Consider the following 23,277-nt stretch of genomic DNA (forward strand, 5'->3'; position numbering starts at 1 on the left):
ATGTTAAGGATCATTTTATTTTTCGGATTCTTTTGGTCGGTTTTAATTCCAGACTCTGACGCTCAATATTTTGGACGGAACAAGCCAAAATACCGGGATTTTGATTTCAAAATTTTCGAAACCGATCATTTTAAAATTTATTATTACGATCTCGATAGTTCGCATATTGCCAAATATGCCAATTGGTTTGAAATCTGGTATGAGCGACATTCAAAAATATTAGATGAACAATTTGAGCAAAAAAATCCTGTTTTGCTCTTCAACCATCATGGTGATTTTCAACAAAACTTTGCTATTTCCGGTCAAATGGATGTTGGAACAGGTGGAGTAACGGAAGGTTTAAAAAATAGAATTGTACTTCCTGTAGCCCAGACCAACAATCAGACATTTCATGTCATTGGTCATGAACTTGTCCATGCTTTTCAGTATCAAATGATCCTACATGGAGATTCGACCTCTATGGAGTCGCTGCAAAACTATCCCCTCTGGATAATTGAAGGATTGGCTGAATACCTGACTAAAGGTCGGTTTGACATGCAAACTGCCATGTGGATGCACGATGCGGTGAATCGTGGTCATTTTCCTCCACTGGATAAACTCGATCGGCCTGAATATTTTCCATACCGGTATGGCCATGCTTTCTGGTCATTTTTTTCTGGGTTTTTTGGCGATTCAAAGATCAAACAGTTTTTCATGTCGGTAGGGCACTATGGACTTGCTTTAGCTTGTAAGGAAAGTCTAGGAATAGAATTGGATACACTGAGTAACCTGTGGAAAAAAACCTTTATTCAATATTACAAAACCCAAAACGATTCCTTTCAAAATCAAAAAACCGGCAAACGCATTATATCTGAAGAAAATGGTGGCAGACTGAATTTATCCCCATCCATCAGCCCCAATGGAAAATACGTTTGTTTTCTATCCGAAAAAGATTTGTTCACCACAGATCTTTACTTATCAGAAACAGGTTCGGGAAAAATTATTAAAAAACTTTTTAGTCAGGCCAGAGAAGGACATATTGATCAATTGAATGGCCTGGAATCTGCCGGAACCTGGTCTCCGGATTCAAAGAAATTCGCATTTACAGGATACAAGTTTGGAAAAAGTGTTCTGATCATCAAAGATGTCGAATCGGGAAAAACCTTACAAGAGCTGCAATTTAAAAATCTCGATTACTTTTCGCAACCAAACTGGTCTCCGGATGGAAAACAGTTTGTAGTAACCGGAATTATTAAAGGACAGACAGATTTATTTACAATCGATATCAAATCAAAAAAAGTTAATCAACTCACCAATGATGTGTTCTCGGAAATTCATCCCGAGTGGACATTGGATGGAAAAGAAATACTTTATTCAACAGATGCCAGAAGTTTCAGAACGAATCCGGTTTTTGGATATTGGACATTTGACCTGGCTCAAATAAATGTTGCCGATAAAAAAATAAGAGATATTCCTTTGTTCGAAAATGCAAACCATTTTAACCCACAACAGGATGCACATGGAAATATACTTTTTGTCAGCGATCGAACCGGCAGACAAAATGTTTACAGCTACCAAGCCGATTCCGGTAAACTATCGCAATTCAGTTTTACATCTTCAGGTATAACCGGCATCACGCCTTATGCCCCCTCAATTTCGGTTTCTGGTAAGAGAGACAAGCTGGTCTTCAGCCAATTTCGCAACAACTCCTACGAAATTTATCAGATAGATTTGGGTAAAATAAATGCACTTCAGCTTGATAGTTTTACAACAGATCAAAGCCCGGCCTGGATTCCGTTTCAAAACACAAGAGTGGATCAGAATGTCCAGACTCTTTTATCAACACCACCTTCCAGCGATAGTATTTTCGATCAATATGTTATAAAACCTTATCGTGGTCACTTCGGATTGTCATATGTAGGGGCCTCTGGAGGAGCAGGATACGGAGGGAATTACATTTCCAGCGGAGTAGGATTAACCGGAGGTATAGACCTTTTGTTCAACGACATGCTTGGCCACCATCAATTGTATACCGGACTTGCACTTAATGGAGAAATTTATGATATCGCGGCAGCAGCGAGTTATTTAAATCGCTCGTGGAAATTTCCCTGGGGGGTCAATGTGCAGCATCTGCCAAGTCAGTACTTCGATTACACACCCGGATTTGTCAGACAAAATTTTGTAGATGAAAATGGAAACATCTTTTCTGCATATACCGACACGACACAACTGTTGCGAATTTTTGAAGAACAATTCGGAGTGTTTATTCACTATCCAATCTCCGTCATTCAAAGATTGGAAGCCGGTATAGGCACTTCTTATCGTTTTTTCAGATTGGAACGCATCATTGATTTTTACGACGACATCAATAAGTTTTTTTACCTGGGAGGGCAGAAAGAGAAATTAAGCGTCGGCGATGCAGTTCAATTGGGGCCTTATACCATTGAAAAAGGTTGGCTCTCGAATGTCAACGCTGCCTGGGTCGGCGACAATTCATACTTCGGCCTCACAGCTCCTATGCTTGGACATCGCTACCGGATCGGTATTGAAAACTATTTTGGCCAATACGAATTCTTTGCAACAACCCTGGATGCCAGAAAATATTTTTGGTCTAAACCTTTCAGCTTTGCCTTCAGATTTATGCATTATGCCCGATATGGTCAGGATGCCAACAGATTTTATCCTTTGCTCATCGGACAATATGGGCTTATACATGGTTACGATTTCAATCATTTAGACCGCTTGAGGGAACGTTATGACATTTCCTACGAACAAATAAGCGGATCGAAAATAGCAATCGGGTCTTTCGAATTGCGACTGCCTTTATTCGGCCCAAGCAGATTTGCCTTGCTGAGCGTTCCATTTCTTCCCATCGACCTGAATATTTTTATTGACGGGGGGATAGCCTGGGATGCTTATGAAGATTTTTCGAGCGACATTGAATTTTTAAAACCACTTCCCGTTTTTAGCGCTGGTGCTGGACTTCGCATTAATTTATTTGGTGCTCTGGTTTTAGAGCCCTATTGGGCCTGGCCTTTGCGAAAGGATTCCAAAGCTTTGTTTGGATTTAATTTTATTCCTGGATGGTAAGGGAGGATTGGGGGCTTGTAGGTTGGGAGGCTGATAGGCTTGAGGGTGTGTAATTCAGTGAAAAGCTTAAAGCGAAAAGCCTAATACTTAGTTCGATTCTATTGATGCGACCTGATTAACTAACGTACGTTTGTTAGCTTCATTACCTAACAACTAACATCTATCACCTAACACCTAACTTCTATCAACTAACATCTATCACCTAACACCTAACTTCTATCAACTAACACCTATCACCTAACACCTAATATCCAGCATCTCTCAACTATCTCCCGGGTGCCAAAAATATTTTTCCATAGGCGTTACTTTATGATCGACTATGTTGACTCCTTCTTTGCGCAGTAGTTTTCCCATGCGTTCTCCGGCTTCGCCAAACATAAGACGGCCCGTCAACTCACCTTTGAAATTTACGACCCGGTGTGCCGGCACATCTTTTACAGTACCTTTTAATTGATTCAAAGCCCAACCCACCATTCTTGCAGAACCAAGCGTCAGGAAATCAGCAATGGCACCATAGGTACTTACCCGTCCTTTTGGGATACATCTGACTACATCATAAACCCAGTCATAATAATGATCTTTCTTTTTGTTGGAATTCGTACATGCTTCCAAAGCCTCATCTTCCATTCGTCGCATTTGAGTTTGCTCCTTCTTTGTTTTATCTTTAAAACCCAGCAGATGAAGGATTCCATGCAGGATCACCCGTTGCTTTTCTGTTTCGGGATCCTGTTTCAACAACCTTGCATTATCACGAACCCGGTCGATGCTGATGTAAAGTTCCCCGCTCACCGATGCTCCATCAAGCGGGAAGGTGATGATATCCGTATAATAATCGTGGTTGAGAAATTTCTTGTTGAGATCCAGCAAATATTCGTCATCGCAAAAAACAATGCTGATCAAGCCTGGTTGCTGCCCATATTTACTGATCAGTTTTAGGATACAATTTTGCCACAAGACTTCCGGGATATCAAAAGCCTTACATTGAAAATCAAATCTAATCAGCGTATGTTCTCCTCCGGTTTTCATACTAACATTCGTTAGGATGGATATATGCTAAAGTCAAGATTCTGAGAACCTGTACAATTGTTAATCTTCAATGACAAATTTGATTTCTACGGTCCGCCCGTCATCCGAAAAGATCACCCGATCCGACAACCGTTGCATCAGAAAAACACCTCTGCCCCCGCACCGATGAATATTTTCAGGCAAGGTTGGATCAGGCACGGAGGCGGGGTCGAAACCCTGTCCCTCATCTGAAATTTTGAAACTGATGTATTTTTTTAAGCGCGTCGTCTTCAAACTGACATATTTATTGCAGTCGGATTTATTTCCATGGAGGATGGCATTATTTACGGCTTCCGTGATCGAAACGAGAATATTCGGATAAAGACTTTTATCGAGGCGGTATTCATTAAACACCTGATGCAAGTATTCCTCAACCTGGCAAATATTGGCCGGTACAGATGCAATGCGAATCATCCCTGCTTTTTCAGACTTTGATAATATTGCTCGACCAGCCGCTTGTAAAACGGCCTTAACTCCGGTGATATTTGTTTGAACCATTCCGTTTCTCCCTGCCTCTGTTTGATGTATTCTTCCAGGCCGGGCGGAAACTTACGTTCAATATTCATACCAGTTTCTGATTTTCGCTGTTCGTCCCACTCTCTTTCGCGCTCCGCACGGTCTGATTCCAGCAATCTCGTCGTGATTTCCTGGTGCCTTTTCATCATTTCGTTGGTCAACTGCTTATTCACCAGTTGCTTTTCGAGTTTGTTCATTTCTTCAATAGCCTCCTTCGCTTCTTTGGAACCATTTCCGCGTTCGCTGTTTTCTTTATCCAGCTCCTGCAGCATTTTTCTGAGTTTGGCTTGTTGGGCAGCCATTTCCGCAAACTCCTGAGACGTACCTTGCTTACCTTGTTTCATTTTGTCTAGCTGCTCCTGCATGCCCTTGCCCATTTTCTTCATTCCTTCGGTAATTTTATCTGCAGGCTTGCGACCCGAACTTTGCCCCGGATTGTTGCATGATTTATTGCCCGGTTTTTTACAGGATCCTCCTTTACACTCTTGTTGTTTTTTATTCAGGGTCTCCGACAACATCAACGCCAAATCATTCATATTGGTCATCACCCTTCGTTGATTATTTCCGGCTTCTGCACTTCTCCTGTCCTCCAGCAAGTTAATACCCGAAGTAAAATTGTGGTTGATCTCATTGACTTTGTCCATGACAAACGATTGGATTTCCACAATTCTCTTACTTAGCACATCGAGCGTATCTTCTACAATTTTAAAATTCTCCTTAATTCTGAATTGATCTTGTACGAGGTTCAGATATTTGGGCGTCTGGGTATTGATCTGCCCAAATTCCTTGACCAGGTTCTCTTGTTCAAATGACAATGCAACCAGATTCTCCAGTAATTGGCGCAACATCCGGGCATCTTCTTCGGCCTGCTCTTTATCTGACTCTTCCATCTCTTGTTCCATCTGATCAGCCATTTGATCCATCTTTTGCGAAGCATCCTTTTGTTTTTTTGCAGCTTTACTCTTTCCGGATTTTCCTCCCTCCTTGTTGCTCATTTCTTTTTTCGCATCCTTCAAATCTTTTTTAATCTCATCACTTTGACCTTTCCGGTCATCCATTTTCCGCTGAGATTTCAACTGCTCATTTTTCTTTTGAAGCTCCTCCTGTTTTTTTGCCAGTTCGTCAAATTTTTTGTTGATATCTTCCTGTTTTTCTTTCAGGGCTTCATCGCTCTCCTGTTCTTTTTCAGTTTTTTCTGAAAGGGCATCTTGTTTATCGGAAAGCTGACGCAATTCATTGATCTGGTCCTTGATATTTTTTCCAATTCCAACTGCTTGAACAATTCGAGCAGACGCTCCATCTCTTTGGACATATCCATATTCTTGTTCTGGAACTGTTCAGTCATTTTCAAAGTCTGATCTTTATTCAACTCGCTCATAAGATCCTGAATTTGTTTCATAAGATCTTTCATCTCGTTATTAGCCGTTTCATTGAATAATTTCTGAAGTTGTTCCTGCTTCTCTTCCAGTTTCTCATCATCGAGCAATTGCTTCTTTAAATTCTCATCGAATTTCTTTTTGGCTTCATCGAATTTATTCTGCAGATTTTGCTGGTCCTGCATTAATTTTTCCAATTCTTTCTTCTGTTGCCACTCCAGATCTTTCTTTTGACGCATTTTATTTTTAAATTCATCGATGCGTTCCTGCAACTTTCTGATTTCTTTCAAAGCATCCTGGAGATTGTCTTTGATGTCCTGATTATTTCCTTCTTCCAATTGCGCAAGTTCTTCTTCTGAGGCTTCCTTATAACTTTGCACCTGACTGCGGGCCGATTTACTTCCATTTACGGCATCGTTGTCCCACACTTCAAAATAATAACTGATCGATTCTCCGGGTTCGAGGTTGAAATTTGATGCATCAAAAACATAACGGAAATCCTGGATTTTCGAAACCGCTTGTGTATTCATCGGAGTGGACTTAACTACTCTTTCTTTTCCATCCTTTTGTAAGATCGTGTAATTGAATGTCAGGTTTTTAATTCCATAATCATCGCTGGCATTCCCGGCAAAGTATGACACTTTCCAATTGCTGCTATCTGCAAAAGATTCCAATTGGATCTGAGGATATTGGTCTTCAATGACATGAATCTGATATACAACAGAATCCGGTTTTTTTAATTCGCGATTGCTCAGATAGAAAATGTAGGATTCGTTTTTTGTAAACTTTCTTGAATAGACAAATTGATTTTCATTTTTCGCTTCCAATATAAACGCAGACGGGTCGCTTTGAGTTTTGAAAGACAGTTGGTCCGTGTGGCTCGTGTGGATGTCCCAACTAACATTCGTGCCCGTGGGTATCATAAGATCACCTATGTTTTCAAGTGTTTCGGCTTTTCGTCCGGTATAAGAAGGATAGACAAGCTTCACCTTAAAATTATCTACAAGTGGTTTCATCAGGACTTTAAGGGTATATTCCTGGGATTGCACATTTCCCGAAAAAATCCTGAAGGACTGATCCTTTTGAACATTACTAAAAGTATAAATAAATTCTTCCGGACCTTCCTTTTGTAATCGGTATTGAAAATGATCCAATTCAATAAACGCTTCTGCCGGAATCGATCGGCCCTCGGTATGCAGACGCAAAGTAAACTCGCCATTTTGTTCGACTTCCAATTCTGAAACGTCCAATACAAATTTAAAAGCGGCTTCTTTTTCAAAATCTTTATCGAGCTGGATCAGTCTTTGGGTCGGTTTTTGAATGAATCCGGGTGCAAAGACCAACAGCGATGCCAATAGGAAAACAGGACCGATGGCATAATGCATGTACTTCCGGTTCTTTTGAAAATCAATGGCCTGAACAAAAGGTACCGGTTGTAATTCGTGAGATTTTTGTGCGATGCTTGCATCGATCAGACTTCTATCAGAATAGTTGATCGATTGCGATTTGAGTTGAAGCACATTGAGCAATTTGTCTTTGACATCGGTAAAGTGTGTCCCGATAATTTTTGCAGCTTCTTCGTGTGAGATTAATTTTCCGAGTTTGAAGTAATGGAAGAGTGGTGTTAAGATCCAATATCCGAGTCCCGAAACAAACAAAGCTAAATATGAAAAAGAAAGAACAGCCCGAATGTTTTTACTGAAATAAAACTGGCTTTCCAAAAAATTGTAAGCAAGAAAGACCAGGGTTAGTAAACCTACGAAATAAAGACTTCCACGAATCACCTGATTCATGTAATACTTCCGGGTGAACTGATCGATTTTAAAAATAAGCTGATCGTAATAATTCTCTCTAAGTGCCATACAAACTGTTCAACTAATAAAAACGCAAAATAGCCGAAAATAATTTCCACAGTGCCCCTGAAAGGCATAAACTTAGGTTAATTAACACTTGTCCGGGGAATTGTGTTTAAGCAGAAACCTGGTATTCCCGGAGGGCATCGTTCAACGACACCTTTTTATCGGTCGACTCTTTGCGTTGTCCAATGATCAAAGCACAGGGAACCTGGTAGTTTCCAGCCGGATAGGTTTTGGTGTATGATCCTGGGATCACGACCGACCTCGGAGGCACAAATCCCTGATACTTAATGGCTTGCTCTTTAGTTACATCGATGATGTGCGTGGAGCCGGTAATTACGACATTGGCACCCAGAACAGCTTCATGTCCGATATGAGCCCCCTCCACGATAATGCACCTCGAACCTATAAAAGCGTTGTCTTCAATGATGTTGGGTTTCGCCTGAGGTGGTTCGAGAACTCCCCCGATTCCGACGCCACCCGCCAGGTGTACATTTCTTCCGATCTGGGCGCAGGACCCCACCGTGGCCCAGGTATCGACCATACTGCCGGATCCGACCCAGGCACCAATATTGACGTAGCTGGGCATAAGTATGGCTCCGGGCTCAATGAATGAGCCATAACGGGCAATGGCATGAGGAACTGCCCGGATGCCCAGGGCTGCATAGTTGGTTTTAGTTGGAATTTTATCAAAAAACTCGAGATCCCCCGCTTTTATCACTTTATTCTCACAAATGGGAAAATACATGAGTATGGCCTTTTTGATCCAGTCGTTGACTACCCAATCCGATCCACCGGGCTCCGCCACGCGAATTTTTCCGTCGTTAAGCAGGGCAATAGTTTCGTGAATGCTGTTTTTAACGGAGGTGTCATTGAGTAAGCTCCGATCAGACCAGGCGTTTTCGATGATTTGTTTTAATGCTTCCATTTAAAAAGTATAAGAGAATGCAAGTATAGTGGAAATCACGCCAACGATATAACCAATAAACAATTCGTCGCGGGTATGAGCCTTGAGATAAAGCCGGCACGATCCAATGAAGCCAGCAAGCATGAAGGAGATCCCTAACAAGGCATGCAGGTGAAAAGAAGATACTGCCTCTTTTTCAAACCTGAACAGAAAAACCAAATCCTGCGAAAAATCTTTACGGACAAAGACCCAAAGTGTACAAAAACAAGCCCATGCCGCTGCATGCAAACTCATTTTTAACTTGGTGTTGACGATGAATGCTATAAAAATGCAAATTACCGCACTCAATACAAAAGCCGTCATCAATTTGGGTATCTGGTCCTGCGATTTGAGATTGATCCACATCCAAAGATTAAAAACTGCACAGATGATCAAAGGGATAAACCGGTCAAACCGATCCTGCATCTGAAAACTTTTTAAAAGTCCGGTCCACTTCATCAATCCGATGGCAATAGCAGGGATAAAAAGAGTATAAATGAATATGAGCAACAACAATATTTTTTGTTCCGACCAGACGACCACTCCAAACAAATGCGGTTTCAGACAAAGGAGGAGAAACAAGGCATAAAACAATAGAAAAATGGGGTGGAATATGTAAGAGCTAACTATGGCGAGTGTTCGTAATGAATTTGTCATACCAGATACGTAGTACAAAGATAGGAAATTGGATCATGGGTAACGGAGATATAAAGATGGGTGGGTCAAACTTAATGCTACCTGACAAGCATCATATCAGAATTTGATAGCCGTCACTATGTTTACTTAAAAACCGCAAGACATTTGAAAATGAATCGGAACGAATCGAAATTCGGAAAGTACATGATTAAATTTAAAATGATGAAACAAGATATTAAAATGTATATTTTTAAAAGTGCAATACTGTTCTTCAGCCTGTCTGTCATTGTATTCTCTTGTAGTAAAGATGATGACCCCGCCACCGGGGATTCCAGAAAAATAATCACAGATAAAGAAATTTTTGTTCAAAAAGAAGTCATTGATGCTTCGGGCGGATCAATAATTCTAAATGATGCCAATTCTCTACTCGATGGAATGGAAATTTTGGTCCCTGAAGGCAGTTATGACGAAGCCATTACAGTCAATATTTCATACGCCGAAATCAAATCGCATGAATTTGGGGAGCTTTTCAATCCGGTGAGTCCGTTGATCAAAATTGAGAACGGCGGAAAAATGTCGAATCAGATGATGCGCCTTAAAATTCCGATCAGTGCAAATCCGGAAACCTATCGCATGGCTTTTTATTACGATCGTCAAACCGGTGAGCTGGAAGGCATTTCTACGGTAAGAAATGAAACCGATTTTATCACGATTGCAGTCCGGCATTTCTCACTCATCGTGGTCACAGAAGTGCAGAAAGAATTGCTCATCCAGGGAGGAGGATTCCATACCGGCTTCGATCCTTCAAAAAATGGTTGGGGTTTTGTCAATTATGGTACTTATCCGGAATACGAAGGCATCTGTGCAGGTATGAGCATTGGTGCAGCGTATTATTATAAAAATTTTAAAGCTGGCTTGGCATTAAACGGATTTTTCGACAACGATCAGTTGTGGTTTCCCACCCCTGATGTTTGGGAAGACGATGCAAGTGGAATTCGCTATGCAACTGCAATACACAGGGTTCAGAAAGCTTTTTGGGATCAAAACATCGGGAGTATTGATACCATGATCCATGCTCCCGATGAGGATAGATTTTATAATCTTATTTACAGTATTTTAGTTTTAAATCAGCCCCAGCTCATTTATGTGGATGACCCTTCTGCTTCTCATGCACACATGATCATTGGTTTCGGATATGAAATCAATGGAAATGAAGCTAAAATAAATGTATACGATCCCAATTTCCCCAATCAGGAATCAGCTATTTCGTTTGACCTGCTAACCAAAACGTTTTCAAAATATACATCGGCACAAAATGCAAGAGCTCTCGAAAACAATCAACTTTTTCATTACAGCAATATTGCTTTTGTTCCGCTTACAGCTGTAATGTCGAAAGACGAAATGGATTTTTTATGGCAAAGAGTTCAGAATAAAACTATTCATGAAGGTCTTTTCCCTGCTTATAAAATCTTTGCAGTCCCTAAAGATCCCGGATTTTCCAAAGTTGAATTGCATACCTCTAACAATACATTGCAAAATTATATTCCATTTAAGGATTTTGATTTCGTTATCGAAGGGTTAGCGCCTTCTTTTGGTTTAAAACTTGAGGCTTTAAGCTTTCTTCCAGGTTTTGGATTGGAGCGATACAATCCCGCCCAAAGTATTGTCATGGAGAATCGGGATACATTGATAGGGCTTTACTTAAAAGCAACACCCGCAAATCAAACTTACGATCAGTGGGTTGGTTTTGAATGGTTTAAAATTCAATTGCAAAATATCTGGATTGAACCTGTTGATACCACCGTTGCAGTGAATGCTGAAATAAATTTTGTAGCGAGGCATAATAACACAGCTCCCAAGAATGCACTTTATAAATGGGATTTCGGTGATGGTCATCAGGAAGAAAGTACAGATTCGATTATCGTTTATAAATATGAAGCCCCCGATGAATATGAAATACAACTCACCGTAATCGACAGAATCACAAACAAAGAAGTATCTAAAGTAAAAACAAAAGTTAATGTAACCATATGGCCAAAAATAGCGATTACTTTAAAGGGCATGGAAGCTACCCCTCCAAGCACGATTAAAGCAAATGATGGGGCGGACATACCAAGCATTGCATGGTCTAATAAAGTTTCATCAACTGCACCAGGACTAAAATGGAATAAGAATTATTTTGAAGTAGACTTTAGTTTTAATATTGGAGAACCGGTATATACCTGCCGCATTTCGGGAACGATGTCAAACGATTTTAAAAAAATCATCGATTGTTCTGCCATATTTACCGGGATCGGGTTCGGAGGAGATTGGACGTATATTTCCGCGATCAGCATTTTTGATTTTCCAATAGAAGAATACATTCCTGGACAGATCATCGGTAAATCGTTAAGAGGACCTCTTGCTCAGGCAAAAGTCGGAAACCTGAGTTGGAAGCAAACGAGTAAAGATGCCCAGGGTAAGATTACAGAAATCACCTTACAATCAGTGGATTGGAGCAGTGATCAGACCGAATTAAGCATTTTCTTCTATAACAAGTAAGCCATTTACAATTGAAATATGGAATTTTATGGAATCAGATTCCATAAAATTCCATATTTTTGATTTATGATAGAAAGAATGGCAAAAACCAAGCTGCTGGATCTGGCCAATAAATTTAAGGCTATAGCCGTCATTGGACCACGACAAAGCGGCAAAACCACATTGGTCAGGAGTTTATTTGCTCACAAGCCTTATGTTTCTTTGGAAAACCCCGATGATAGAAATTTTGCATTGGAAGACCCAAGGGCGTTTTTATTAAAGTATCCGGAGGGTGCTGTTTTTGACGAAATTCAAAGGGTTCCTGAATTATTCTCTTACATGCAGGAATTATTAGACAATACCCGAGCCAAAGGACATTTCATTTTATCAGGATCCAACCACTTTTTATTACAACAATCCATTTCCCAATCACTGGCAGGAAGGGTTGGGTATTTGCATTTACTTCCATTCTCCTTGCAGGAACTGGAGCAGTCCAAACTACATATCGAAAATGACGATGTACTCATGCTTCAGGGATTTTACCCACCTGTTTATGACCAAAACATTCCAGCACAAGACTGGTGTCCCAATTATGTAAAAACATATATTGAAAAAGATGTACGGCAAATTAAGAACATCAATGATCTTCATCTGTTCGAACGATTTCTTCGACTTCTTGCCGGGCGTGTTGGCTATGAGTTAAATTATACTGCTTTGGCTGTAGAGACCGGAATCGATACAAAAACGGTGCAATCCTGGATTGGAATTCTCGAAAGCAGTTTTATCATTTATAATTTGAAACCGCATCATCTCAATTTCAGGAAAACCTTGGTGAAACGCCCAAAACTTTATTTTTATGATACCTCCATAGTTTGTTATTTGCTTGGGATATATCGAACAGAACACTTAACGACCCATCCCATGCGCGGAAATATTTTTGAAAATATGGCGATTGGTGAAATTTTAAAAATACGAACGCATCAAGGACTTTCTCCAGATATGTATTTCTGGCGGGACAAAACGGGACATGAAGTTGATTTGATTTTACAAATGGCAAATGATATCATTCCTATTGAAATCAAATCAGGGCAGACTTTTAATACAGAATTCATAAAACAATTAAGGTACTACCAGAACATCAGCGGTTGCAAAAAGTCGTATGTACTTTATGGGGGTCAGCAAAACATGAACCGCAGCGATGGAATAGAAATCATCAATTGGAGATCGGGATGTAGAAAGATTGCTACTTGATCTGCTAACTAACTTTTGTTAGTTTTATCAGATAACTAAGAAACGTGATAATTCAAACAGATTTTCACTCTTCCATTCAATCCTTATACGGATCATACACCTCAACGCCTGCCATAGCCACTCCAATAGGTCTTAGCCGGTGCAGGATGCGGATCGTATCCTCATGACAGGCAAGAACTTCCCCCAGCTTTTTATAACATTGAGGAGCTTCATCTGCTGCACCGCCCCGAAGTTCGATGCCCCGGTTTCTAGCTTCTGTTTTCACGGTATCAAAATTAACTTTGCCTTGCCCTACTGTAAAGGGAGATTTTTTCCCGTCTGTTCCCCGGATCCACTTCTTTTTTCCTGCGGCTTCGTTGCGCGACATGACGCGTCCGGCTCCGTGCACTGTAGAAAATAATCCTTGTTTTGAGGCATCGCTTGCAATCCCTTCCAGGATCACCGATTCGTCAAACATGGTCGAGCCCACGAAACTTTGTTGCCCGGGAAACGCTGGTGTACATCCTTTACGCACCACCCAATAATCCTCACCAAAGTGATTTTCTTTCCAGGCAAAATTGTGATGATTATGGACGGAATACGTTGACTTGGCTCCTAAAATTTCCAACACTTTGGCGACCACTGCATTTCTTCCTGCATAAGCGTATTCACCGGCAAGATGCATTGCCGCCAGATAATCTTGCCCCAGTTCCGTAGCTACATCGAATAGAATCGGAGCAGCTTCCATGGAACCTTCGTTCACGCGCTCGGTGAATTCAAGACCTTTCGACAAAGCAATGAATCCCATAGCCGTTTTGTGCCCAAATCCGCGGGAACCAAAATGTACGCCAATCCAAAGCCATCCTTCTTCGTCTTCAAAAAGATCGACGTAATGATTGCCTGAACCTACCGTGCCGAGTTGTTCGCGGGCGAGTTGCAAAAGTCTTCGTTGTGGCTTAAATGCTGCACGATTGATTTGATCAAACACTTCGTCATCGACAGGCTCGTTGTTGGGCCTGCCAACTCCAAATGAAATCCGGCCAACAATCTCGTCCATGATTCTGCTAACGTCAATATCCTTAGCCAGTAAATCCGTTCGCACGGCTTTGTTCCCACAAGCTATGTCGAATCCAACACCGGAAAGCGAAATTTTATTTTTATAGGCTACGACTCCGCCAATGGGATGTCCGTACCCGTAATGGGCGTCGGCCGTGAGTACGGCAAGATCCTCTTCGCCCACGCATCGTTTAATTTGGTCGATAGATTGTTGGTCGATGAGTTCGGAACCGAAAATATGAAGCAAGGCCATGCGCAAAGATAAGGAAGGAGAGGGATGTTTTGAAGGTAAAAAGCTGAAAGCGATAAGCTTAAAGCTCTGTCCTTATTTAATACTAACATTCGTTCGTTAACTTAAAACAACTAGCAACTAGCAACTAACAACTAACAACTAATGACTGCCAACTGTTAACTGCCAACTGTTTTTTCAGCATTTGAACTTTCGAGGATCAAGGAGAAATAAAAAAGGCAGTTAAAGCTGCAAACTGCCAACTGTTAACTGCCAACTTCCTCCTCACTTTCTCTCCAGTGACCGCCAATTTCCAATCCCCAATTGGTTGGGATCGAACGAAGAAGACTCACCCAGGAGATATTCGCCCCGATCGTTGACCCAGGCATTTGAATAACCGGAAGGAAGTTGTACTGCTGCGGAACCATCGTGATATCGGTCAACGCCGCGCAAGGCATCGCTGAATTGTTGATTCGTGCGTTCGTAGGTTTTTTGCGTTTGCCAGTAGCTGTCGGAAATGGATTTGCTGATCTGGTCGTTGGTCTGACTGATGATGCGGCTGATCTGTCCGGCAGCATAGATCCGCTGATAGGCCTGATCAGAAAGCAGTTGGACCACTTGCGTAAATTTATTGTAGAAGGGGAGGGTAAGTTTAGCGGATGATTTCAGGGTGAGAGCGATCTGCCTACATTTATCCAGTTTTCCTTTGGGAGCTTTGCAACTATACAATCCGGTCGCCGACCAAAAAATGGAATTCAAAGTAACCACGCCCTGAGATTGGGAATTCGTTACTTCAAGTACTCCATAAAATTCTTCTTCCATCTCTTTTTGATTTTCAATATACCCAATGCGTACGTAGGCGGATTGGGAATGCGTTCGAAAAGCGGTGCCTTGCACGTATTGATCTACCGGACCGCTGCGACTGATCATTTTTGCATCCAGAATTTGGTAGGGAAATCTTCCGCGGTTTTGTTGGACAAAGTCTTTGAGTCCGGACACAGCATCCTGCGGCGGAGGATAACCACTGGTCCCCATTGGGCCGCTGCTAAAGGATGAGCGCGCATCGGGATAAATTTCAATGGCCATGTCGCCCGACGGACTTATAAATTTTCCTTTATATCGTATGGGGAGCGTTGCGTCATTGTATTCCCAATACAACTGATCTTTTGCGGACCAAGATTCAGGAATCAAACCCGTCAGCGCTACCATACCGGATCCATCGCGGTCGATGACCTGGTGCGTTTTAAGTTTTAAATAGGAATTGTTCGCTGCATCATTTTTACCAGCAGCCGATTGTCCGGATGATCTCTTGCTGCTTCCTGTTTCAGAATTATTTTGGCATCCGGTAACTGTTGTTATGGCGGACCATAGAAAGAACAAGATGCAGAAGCGAAGCATGGCAAAGGAATTTAGAATGAAAATAATTCAAATATTCATTCAATTTGACAAAATGAGGCCTGATTTTTACATTATACTATCAAAAACAGGCCTGTTTTTATTAAAATATTAGCAAGATCGATTAAATAGAGGAATGGATGCTTTGGAAGATTGCTTTGAACCTACTCCGTCCAACATGAATGTAAACTGAGATAATTATTGGCTTAGCTTATGCCAACCAGGATTCAGATTAATATATTTCTCCTTCGTTATTCCGGCTAGAATCAATTTTAAAACCATTTCCTAATTATATTTCACCATTAGTATGTGTACATAATTAAATTTCTCCTGATTAAATCATTTTTTCTTACATTTGATAAATTAATTTTCACCAAAGCCTATGAATAATAATCGTTTTACCCTTAAAATCAGCGTTTTTCGCGGGCGAAAGGCCCCCGAACAAGGATTACTCGTAGGTTATGGGGCGATATTGGAAGCATACAAATTAGAAGTGCCCATTCCTGATGTCCTTGCACTTATAAGCATCAAAAAACGAAAATATTTGACCAATGAATGGCAGGTATTCACCCCCCGATATTTACCGGAAGATAGTTTATATAAGCACTTGGTTTTTGCTCTAAAATATGAAGGTATAAATCTACTCTTGCTGAAAAAATTGTTTGAAAAGCTTGTACAAGAAGAAATCTTGGATTTAATTCAAAAAGAACCAACCGGGCAGTATAGCAGAAGACTGTGGTTTTTGTATGAATGGCTGTTAAATAAACAATTGATCATCGATGACCTGCAAATTGGAAACTATGTATCCTTAGTCAACAGTAATATACAGTACTCCTTGAATACAGGACAAAATTCAATCCGGCATCGCATTATAAACAATCTTCCTGGGGTTAGTGGCTTCTGCCCGATGATTCGAAAAACGGATAAATTGAACCGATATATTGAAAAAAATATTTCCTTACATACAGAAAAATATATTAAAAATATTCATGCAGACGTATTAAAACGGGCATCTGCATTTTTATTACTGAGTGACTCAAAAGCATCTTTTACTATTGAAGGAGAAAGCCCTAAAAGTAAAAGAATGGCAAGATGGGGACAAGCTATCGGACAGGCAGGCTTGATTGAGTTAAATAAAGAAGAGTTATTGAGGTTACAACAACTACTTATTGAAAATCCCAGATTTGTGGCCATGGGTTTTCGCAATAAAGGTGGATTTATTGGCGAGCATGACCGGATTACAGGTGAACCTATGCCAGATCATATATCGGCCAAATGGCAAGACCTGGATCAATTGCTGACAAATTTGATACAAACCAATCAAATGCTCATAAAAAGTGATATGGATGCTGTGCTTTCGGCTACAATCATAGCATTTGGATTTGTATTTATACATCCATTTGAAGACGGTAATGGTCGTTTACACAGATACCTGATACATCATATACTTTCGAAAAAACAATTTTCAAAACAAGGCTTGATATTTCCTGTGTCGGCTTCTATTTTAAATCACATCGTTGATTATAGAAAAGTGCTGGAATCTTATTCCTTGCCGCTTCTTGATTATATTGAATGGCGGGAAACCAAAGATAACAATGTTGAAGTACTCAATGACACCAAGGATTATTATGCCTATTTTGATGCGACCAAACAGGCCGAGTTTTTATATGATTGCGTAATGGATACAATTGAAAATTTCATCCCACGCGAAGTAACTTATCTCATACGATACGACCAATTTAAACACTTTCTGGAAGATGAATTTGAAATGCCGGATAAACTTGTTACACTCCTGCTTCGGTTTCTGGAACAAAATGAAGGTAAACTTTCAAAAAGAGCAAAAGAAAACGAATTTTGCAATCTGACCGAAGTTGAAATCGACCAAATTGAGAATGAGTACATGAACATATTTCTTCAGCAATGATCGACAATCCGGGTGATATTGTTATACAATTCTGACATACCAACAGCGTTATATTAATGGAATTTTAAGTCTGAACCCATGGCAAAAAAATTCTACACCAGATACCCCACCCGTTAGCTTTAGTTTTTTTATTAAGGAAAATGCTTTGAAATGAAATTGCTCCATCGCGTTTCCAATTTTCGCACATTTTCTAAATCTCCGTCGGAAAGGATGTCATTTTTTGGAGCCTTTCTTCGGATTGCCTCTTCCAAATATTTGAAGGCTGAATCAACATCACCAGTCAAACTTTTCATACATGCAATATTGTAATAGGAGCGAAAATCTTCTGGCAAATTCTGTATCGTTAAAAGGTAATAATGCTCAGCAACTGAATATTTTTTAAGTAGATAGTGGAGAGTACCTAAATTTAATGTGAGGTTTGGGTAAAGTGAATCAATTGCAATTGCACGATTAAAGATTTCTTCGGCTTTCTTCAGAAATCCAAGATTAAGATACATATTGCCCAAAATGCTGTAAGGTTCAATTGCTGTACTATCCAATTCAATAGCACGTTTTAAATAATGTTCTGCGGCTTTATAATTGCTTCGTGCGATAAAAACTTTTCCCAGTAAATATGGCAATAAAGCATTAGTAGAATCAATAAGCAATCCTTTCCTAGCCCATTTGCCTGCCTCGTCTATTTCGTTTTGTTCAAATGCATGATTTGCGAGGTTTATAATAGGATCAATGTAACCGGTATCTAATGAATGTGCCTTTAAAAAATACTTCTTGGCCAATTCCGGATATTTCAACTCATTATAGTAAAGTCCTAATGCAACGTTAACTGTCGCTGAATTCGAATCCTTTTCAATTGCCATTTTAAAATATCGTTCTGCAATTACTTTATCACCAAATTTTATATACACTAAGAAAGGCAACATTACTCGAGGCAATGTCCAGTTTGGACTAAGTTTCATTGCAGTTTCAAAATAATAAATCATGGAATCCTTATCTTTCAAATGAAATGCATGATTCAATCCCATAGTATAATAATATAACGGCATTTCAGCCTGAGTTTCAATCGCATCCGACAACAATTTTTTAGCTTGGATTCCATTTTCCAGAACTCCGTTTTGATTTTTATAAATTTCAATAAATGCTTTAAAAAAATTCAGTCGTGCTTCGAAAATGGGATACAGATAATGTTTTTTTCCAAGTAATCTTTTAGATCGTTCAATCATTTCAATAATTTGCAAGCACCGTTCAATGCGAACTTTTTTACTTCTAGAAATCTCTTTAACATCTGTAAGGAGCATCGAATTCATAAATTGCTGGGCTTCATCCTGAAGTGCTGCTGCATAATTTCTTGTAAAGGTGCTTTGTAAAGATTTTAGTTTATCAGATGCGAGTAATTGAGAATAATAGAATTCAGCACAATTGGCTTTGGGTGCTAAATATCGTTTTTCAATCAAGCTTTTCTTAAAGTTCTGATAGGTTTCATAAAGCAAAGGATCCGTAATGTTTTCAACCATGTAATCAATGCTGCGGTGATCAATACCTGAAAACAAAACCTGATCATATGTCTTTATGGAATTTATTGAATCCAGTTCTTTTTTAAAAACTTTTGATAAAGTATAATCTCTTGAACCTATCACCATGGGAATTTGACGGATAGGTGCTACATCCTTTTTAACGCGATCTTCCAAATACCTGCTTATTTCATACGAATTCACTTCAAGATCTTCATTTTCATCTGCCAGTCCATAAAGACCCTTGACCAGGTGAAAACTAAAAGCGCCTCTTCCGCCTCCCCATTGTTCTCCTTCCATGCTGTATTCATCCGGTTGGCATGAAAGGATTTTAATTTCATTGGCATATTGTTTGGCAAGGTTGGTATTTGTCAATTGACTGCCATGAATTGAAGAACCTGCCAATTTTCCACTTCTACATGCGTCAATGATGGCTATGGTCTGGGTCTGATTTTTTAACGAAAGCGTTGAAATAATTTCCTGCAGCATAAAAAGTGAAAACGCACCTCCAGACATATATACATTGGCCGGTGAATCCCAGCATAATAAAAAACCAGGCTGAGTCAGACTCCGTCGCTCCACATCTCCATGGCCTGAAAAATAAATAATTGCCTGGTCGCCGGGTTTGCAAACTTCCCAAAGCCAGTCCAATGCCACTGCGAATTGGGCCATGGTAGCTTGTTCATTAATGAGCAGTTTAATATGTGAATCTTCAATGGAGCCTCCCGCCTTCGATTTTATATACTGGTAGAAAGCCTGCGCATCTTTATCTGCAAATTTCAGATCCGGTATTTCTGAATTCTGATAATCAGAAATGCCGACAAGTACTGCATACGTAGAATTCTTATGACCTAATTTATCATCAGGTATGGAAATTACTCCTTTGCTTTGAGCAATCAGAAATGAAGAATAGAATAGTGAAATAAAGATTATTTTAAAATTAAAATTGGACATGTAACATTTCAATTAAAATACATAGTTAAGTAGTTAGTAATATATCTTAATCTGATTTTTCTTTCCAAATTTTAAAATAATCTTCATGTTAAATATGTAAATTTTAACCTTTTTCAATCATTACTCTCTTATAATAAATTTTATCTTCATCAACAATTTGCAAAACATATAATCCTGGAGTGATTAGAAAGTCATTAAGAACCAATTGAATTACTCCATTCTCTACTCTTTTTATTGATTCGAGGATTACATTACCTCCTATCCCACATAAACTGAAATATATATCTCTTGTTTTTAAATTATTGAATTCAATAGTAATATATTCCACAACGGGATTTGGAAAGGCAATCAGCTCATTTGAAGGAAAACGATCATCTCGAATATTCTCAGAAGTTCCAATATCTTCAGATTGTAGTGCCCCCCCATAGGTCTCTGCACTACCATTGACAATTGTGGAAAAATTCTGCTCACATTTAGATCTAATCTGATAATTGATATATGAATTCGGTGGTAAAAAATAATAATAAGTAGTTCTAATGCCACTTTGTTGATGAACGCCAGCTGTTGTAGTCCAAGAACTAAAACTTGACCATGGTTCTGAAGTAAACTTTGGTTTTGATCTCCAACGAGTTTGGAATAAAGTCACACATCCTTGTGGTTTCCAACTTATAGTCATTGGATTAGATCCACCAGCATGTACTTGTGCTGGTACGAAACACGTTGTAGGTTCAAGCTTTACGGTTTGATTACAAGTTGCCTTATTGCCACTGGCATCTAATACAGTCCATGCCACTGTATTATTGCCCAAAAAGTATGAAGTTGGAGGTTTGTTAATAACGGAACCTACAGTACAATTATCCGAAACAACGGGATTGCCTAGATCTACGGTTTTGGGATCAACCATACAGCCTGCTGCATCCGTAGAGATTGTAATATTAGCTGGGCAAGTAATCTTTGGTTTTGCCTTGTCCCTTACATTAACTGTAAAATTGCAAAGTGCCTCACCACATATATTTTTAACTTTAGCCGTTACAGTATGGCTACCAACTGCAAACCAAGAGCCAGATGCAGGTAAGAATGTAACTTGAGCATTTATTCCAGTATAGGTAGGTGACAGGTAGTTTACTTTAATTTGACAAGTGTTTTCTATTATATCTACAGTCTTATTAGCTGTACATTTTGTAATAACAGGTGGTTGACAACAATTGTCATCGATTAGATTATTACAGTTTTCGTCAATACCATTGCAGATTTCCAATCCATTTGGATTTATAGCTGGATTTGCGTCGTTGCAATCTCCAGTTCCTGTATAATACCCGTCTCCATCATTGTCTGTACCACAGGCATCCAATACTTGTATAGTACTGCTACATCCAATCGCATTGTTGTTAAAGCTATGAAACTTGAAGTTTGAAATATAGTCACATACACTGTTTACATTGCACTTATTTAAATTAGGACAATCATTAATGCCAATGTAAGTCATACTTTGATAGCTGATATTGTCAAGCCCTTCTAAACTTGTTAGGTTTGAATTTCCAAAAATAAACACATCTCCATTCAATGCCGTTAAATTCTGAAGTCCATTGAAGTTTTGTAAATTATTAGAATATATAATGGAAACATTGCCCGTTACACTGGTTAATTTATTTAAGCCAAGAAAATTGGAAACCAATGGATTGTTATCAAAATAGATGCCATGAGTAGTAATCGTGGTAAGATTATCAAAACCATTTAAATTGAGCAATTGTGGATTTTGATTTATCTGCAGTGAACCAACCTTTTCCAAGCCTGATAATCCGTCAAATGTTGATACTAATGGCAAGTACCCCAAAAGCAAAGAACCCTCAACGGTTTTTAAGTTGTTCATTCCATTAAAACTTAAAAGGCCATCAAGACTTGAAATGGCTAAATCCCCTTTCACAATACTGAGCGAGCTAAGTGCTGTGATTTCAGACAAGATAGGGTTGAGGCCTATGGATAAATAACCATTAACTTTGGTAAGTGAATTTAATCCACTTAAAGAGACCAAGTTGTCGTTATAACCAATGTCTGCATTCCCATTGATTTCTGTTAAGTTATTTAATCCATTGAAATTAATAAGTGTATCACATTCGTAAATGTGGAAATCGCCAACTTTTGTCAATGCGCTAAATCCGGAGAAATCCTGAATACCTGAAAAATTTATTTGCAAGCGCGAACTGATATTTAATACCCCATCAAAGGCTGAGTAGTATCTAAAATCTGGATTTTGATTTATTTCAAGGGTACCAATGTTTTGGAGCAAGTTAAATTCGGCAATTTCGACTAAGTTTTCGTTAGTCTCTATTTTTAGTTCAGAAATGGACTGGAGATTATTAAATCCATAGATGCCTAAAAGCAATGGATTTTGAGAAATATCAATGTTTGGTACTGAATTGGACAAACCATTAAAGCCATTTATAGATTGTAATTGACTATTTCCAACAATATTTATATTCGTTACATTTGAAATCTGTTGCCCAGAAATTGTTAGATTATAAGTACTAATTTCAGTTAATGAATTATTGCTATAATATGAGATCCACTTGATAAATTGAAGTTGAGGCAAGACACCACTTTGGATTAGGTTTTCATTACCAGCTACAAGGATACCGGTGCCAATTTTTATCAGATTAGGAAAAGTAAAGTCCTGGAGTGTAGAATTCTCAATGATCGTTAATTGATTCTCAATTTCAGCAAGATTATTTAGTCCCGCAATATGGATCAACAAGTCATTGTTCTCGATAGTTAGAGATTTTACCTTAACAAGTTGATTAAGTCCATTTAAATTGACAATATCTGGTGAATGGGCAATGTGAACATCACCTGATATAATAGTACAACCAGGGTAGTTAGTTGCAAAATTATCAATTTCAGCCTGGGTTGTAAAAGTTATCCCACCAGGTAAACAACTACTCCCTGACAATTGAAAAATGCTTAATAGACTAATTGTAACTAAAAAGAGCTTTTTCATGT

Annotated in this window: 14 protein-coding genes and 1 pseudogene; 4 read left to right on the forward strand and 11 right to left on the reverse strand. The window is 39.3% G+C overall.

The annotated features are described in order from the left end of the window. Positions 1-3,069, forward strand: coding sequence for a PD40 domain-containing protein (locus IPM34_00540; GenBank protein ID MBK8954031.1), 3,069 nt, complete (start codon positions 1-3; stop codon positions 3,067-3,069). 261 nt (positions 3,070-3,330) lie between these two features. Here the strand turns inward: IPM34_00540 and IPM34_00545 are convergent, their stop codons facing one another. The 7 genes and pseudogenes from IPM34_00545 to IPM34_00575 all read right to left on the reverse strand — a co-directional run bounded on the left by IPM34_00545 (position 3,331) and on the right by IPM34_00575 (position 9,503). Next, on the reverse strand, positions 3,331-3,696 hold the full coding sequence (locus IPM34_00545; protein ID MBK8954032.1) for an MGMT family protein: 366 nt from the start codon (positions 3,694-3,696) through the stop codon (positions 3,331-3,333). Continuing rightward, a pseudogene (gene ybeY / locus IPM34_00550) lies at positions 3,679-4,095 on the reverse strand (rRNA maturation RNase YbeY). Before ybeY ends, IPM34_00545 begins: the two are co-directional and overlap by 18 nt. Before the next feature lie 60 nt (positions 4,096-4,155). After that, positions 4,156-4,548, reverse strand: a complete 393-nt coding sequence (locus tag IPM34_00555; GenBank protein MBK8954033.1) for an ATP-binding protein — start codon at positions 4,546-4,548, stop codon at positions 4,156-4,158. After that, a complete protein-coding gene (locus IPM34_00560) occupies positions 4,545-5,882 on the reverse strand; it encodes a hypothetical protein (GenBank protein ID MBK8954034.1) in 1,338 nt (445 codons plus the stop codon). Before IPM34_00560 ends, IPM34_00555 begins: the two co-directional genes overlap by 4 nt. Beyond that, entirely contained in the window at positions 5,807-7,888 is a 2,082-nt protein-coding gene (locus tag IPM34_00565) for a hypothetical protein (protein MBK8954035.1), read from the reverse strand. Before IPM34_00565 ends, IPM34_00560 begins: the two co-directional genes overlap by 76 nt. 106 nt (positions 7,889-7,994) lie before the next feature. Further along, on the reverse strand, positions 7,995-8,810 hold the full coding sequence (locus IPM34_00570) for a 2,3,4,5-tetrahydropyridine-2,6-dicarboxylate N-succinyltransferase (protein MBK8954036.1): 816 nt from the start codon (positions 8,808-8,810) through the stop codon (positions 7,995-7,997). Further along, a complete protein-coding gene (locus IPM34_00575; protein ID MBK8954037.1) occupies positions 8,811-9,503 on the reverse strand; it encodes a hypothetical protein in 693 nt (230 codons plus the stop codon). It lies immediately after the preceding gene. Between the two features lie 165 nt (positions 9,504-9,668). Between IPM34_00575 and IPM34_00580 the strand changes: the two genes are divergently transcribed. Continuing rightward, complete coding sequence (locus IPM34_00580) at positions 9,669-12,005, forward strand: PKD domain-containing protein (protein MBK8954038.1); 2,337 nt, start codon at positions 9,669-9,671, stop codon at positions 12,003-12,005. Between the two features lie 66 nt (positions 12,006-12,071). Continuing rightward, a complete protein-coding gene (locus IPM34_00585; protein ID MBK8954039.1) occupies positions 12,072-13,235 on the forward strand; it encodes an ATP-binding protein in 1,164 nt (387 codons plus the stop codon). Positions 13,236-13,311: 76 nt separating this feature from the next. Here the strand turns inward: IPM34_00585 and IPM34_00590 are convergent, their stop codons facing one another. Beyond that, entirely contained in the window at positions 13,312-14,523 is a 1,212-nt protein-coding gene (locus tag IPM34_00590; protein ID MBK8954040.1) for an RtcB family protein, read from the reverse strand. A 261-nt stretch (positions 14,524-14,784) separates the two neighbouring features. After that, entirely contained in the window at positions 14,785-15,897 is a 1,113-nt protein-coding gene (locus IPM34_00595; protein ID MBK8954041.1) for a hypothetical protein, read from the reverse strand. Positions 15,898-16,276: 379 nt separating this feature from the next. Here IPM34_00595 and IPM34_00600 point away from each other — a divergent pair, with 379 nt between their 5' ends. Further along, on the forward strand, positions 16,277-17,818 hold the full coding sequence (locus IPM34_00600; protein ID MBK8954042.1) for a Fic family protein: 1,542 nt from the start codon (positions 16,277-16,279) through the stop codon (positions 17,816-17,818). A gap of 131 nt (positions 17,819-17,949) precedes the next feature. Here IPM34_00600 and IPM34_00605 read toward each other — a convergent pair whose 3' ends face one another. Both IPM34_00605 and IPM34_00610 read right to left on the reverse strand, forming a co-directional pair. Beyond that, entirely contained in the window at positions 17,950-20,280 is a 2,331-nt protein-coding gene (locus IPM34_00605) for a caspase family protein (protein MBK8954043.1), read from the reverse strand. A gap of 103 nt (positions 20,281-20,383) precedes the next feature. Further along, positions 20,384-23,275, reverse strand: coding sequence for an HYR domain-containing protein (locus IPM34_00610; protein ID MBK8954044.1), 2,892 nt, complete (start codon positions 23,273-23,275; stop codon positions 20,384-20,386). Positions 23,276-23,277 lie beyond the last annotated feature (2 nt).

Source organism: Saprospiraceae bacterium (genome assembly GCA_016716185.1).
In the GTDB taxonomy this organism is placed as follows: Bacteria; Bacteroidota; Bacteroidia; order Chitinophagales; family Saprospiraceae; genus Vicinibacter.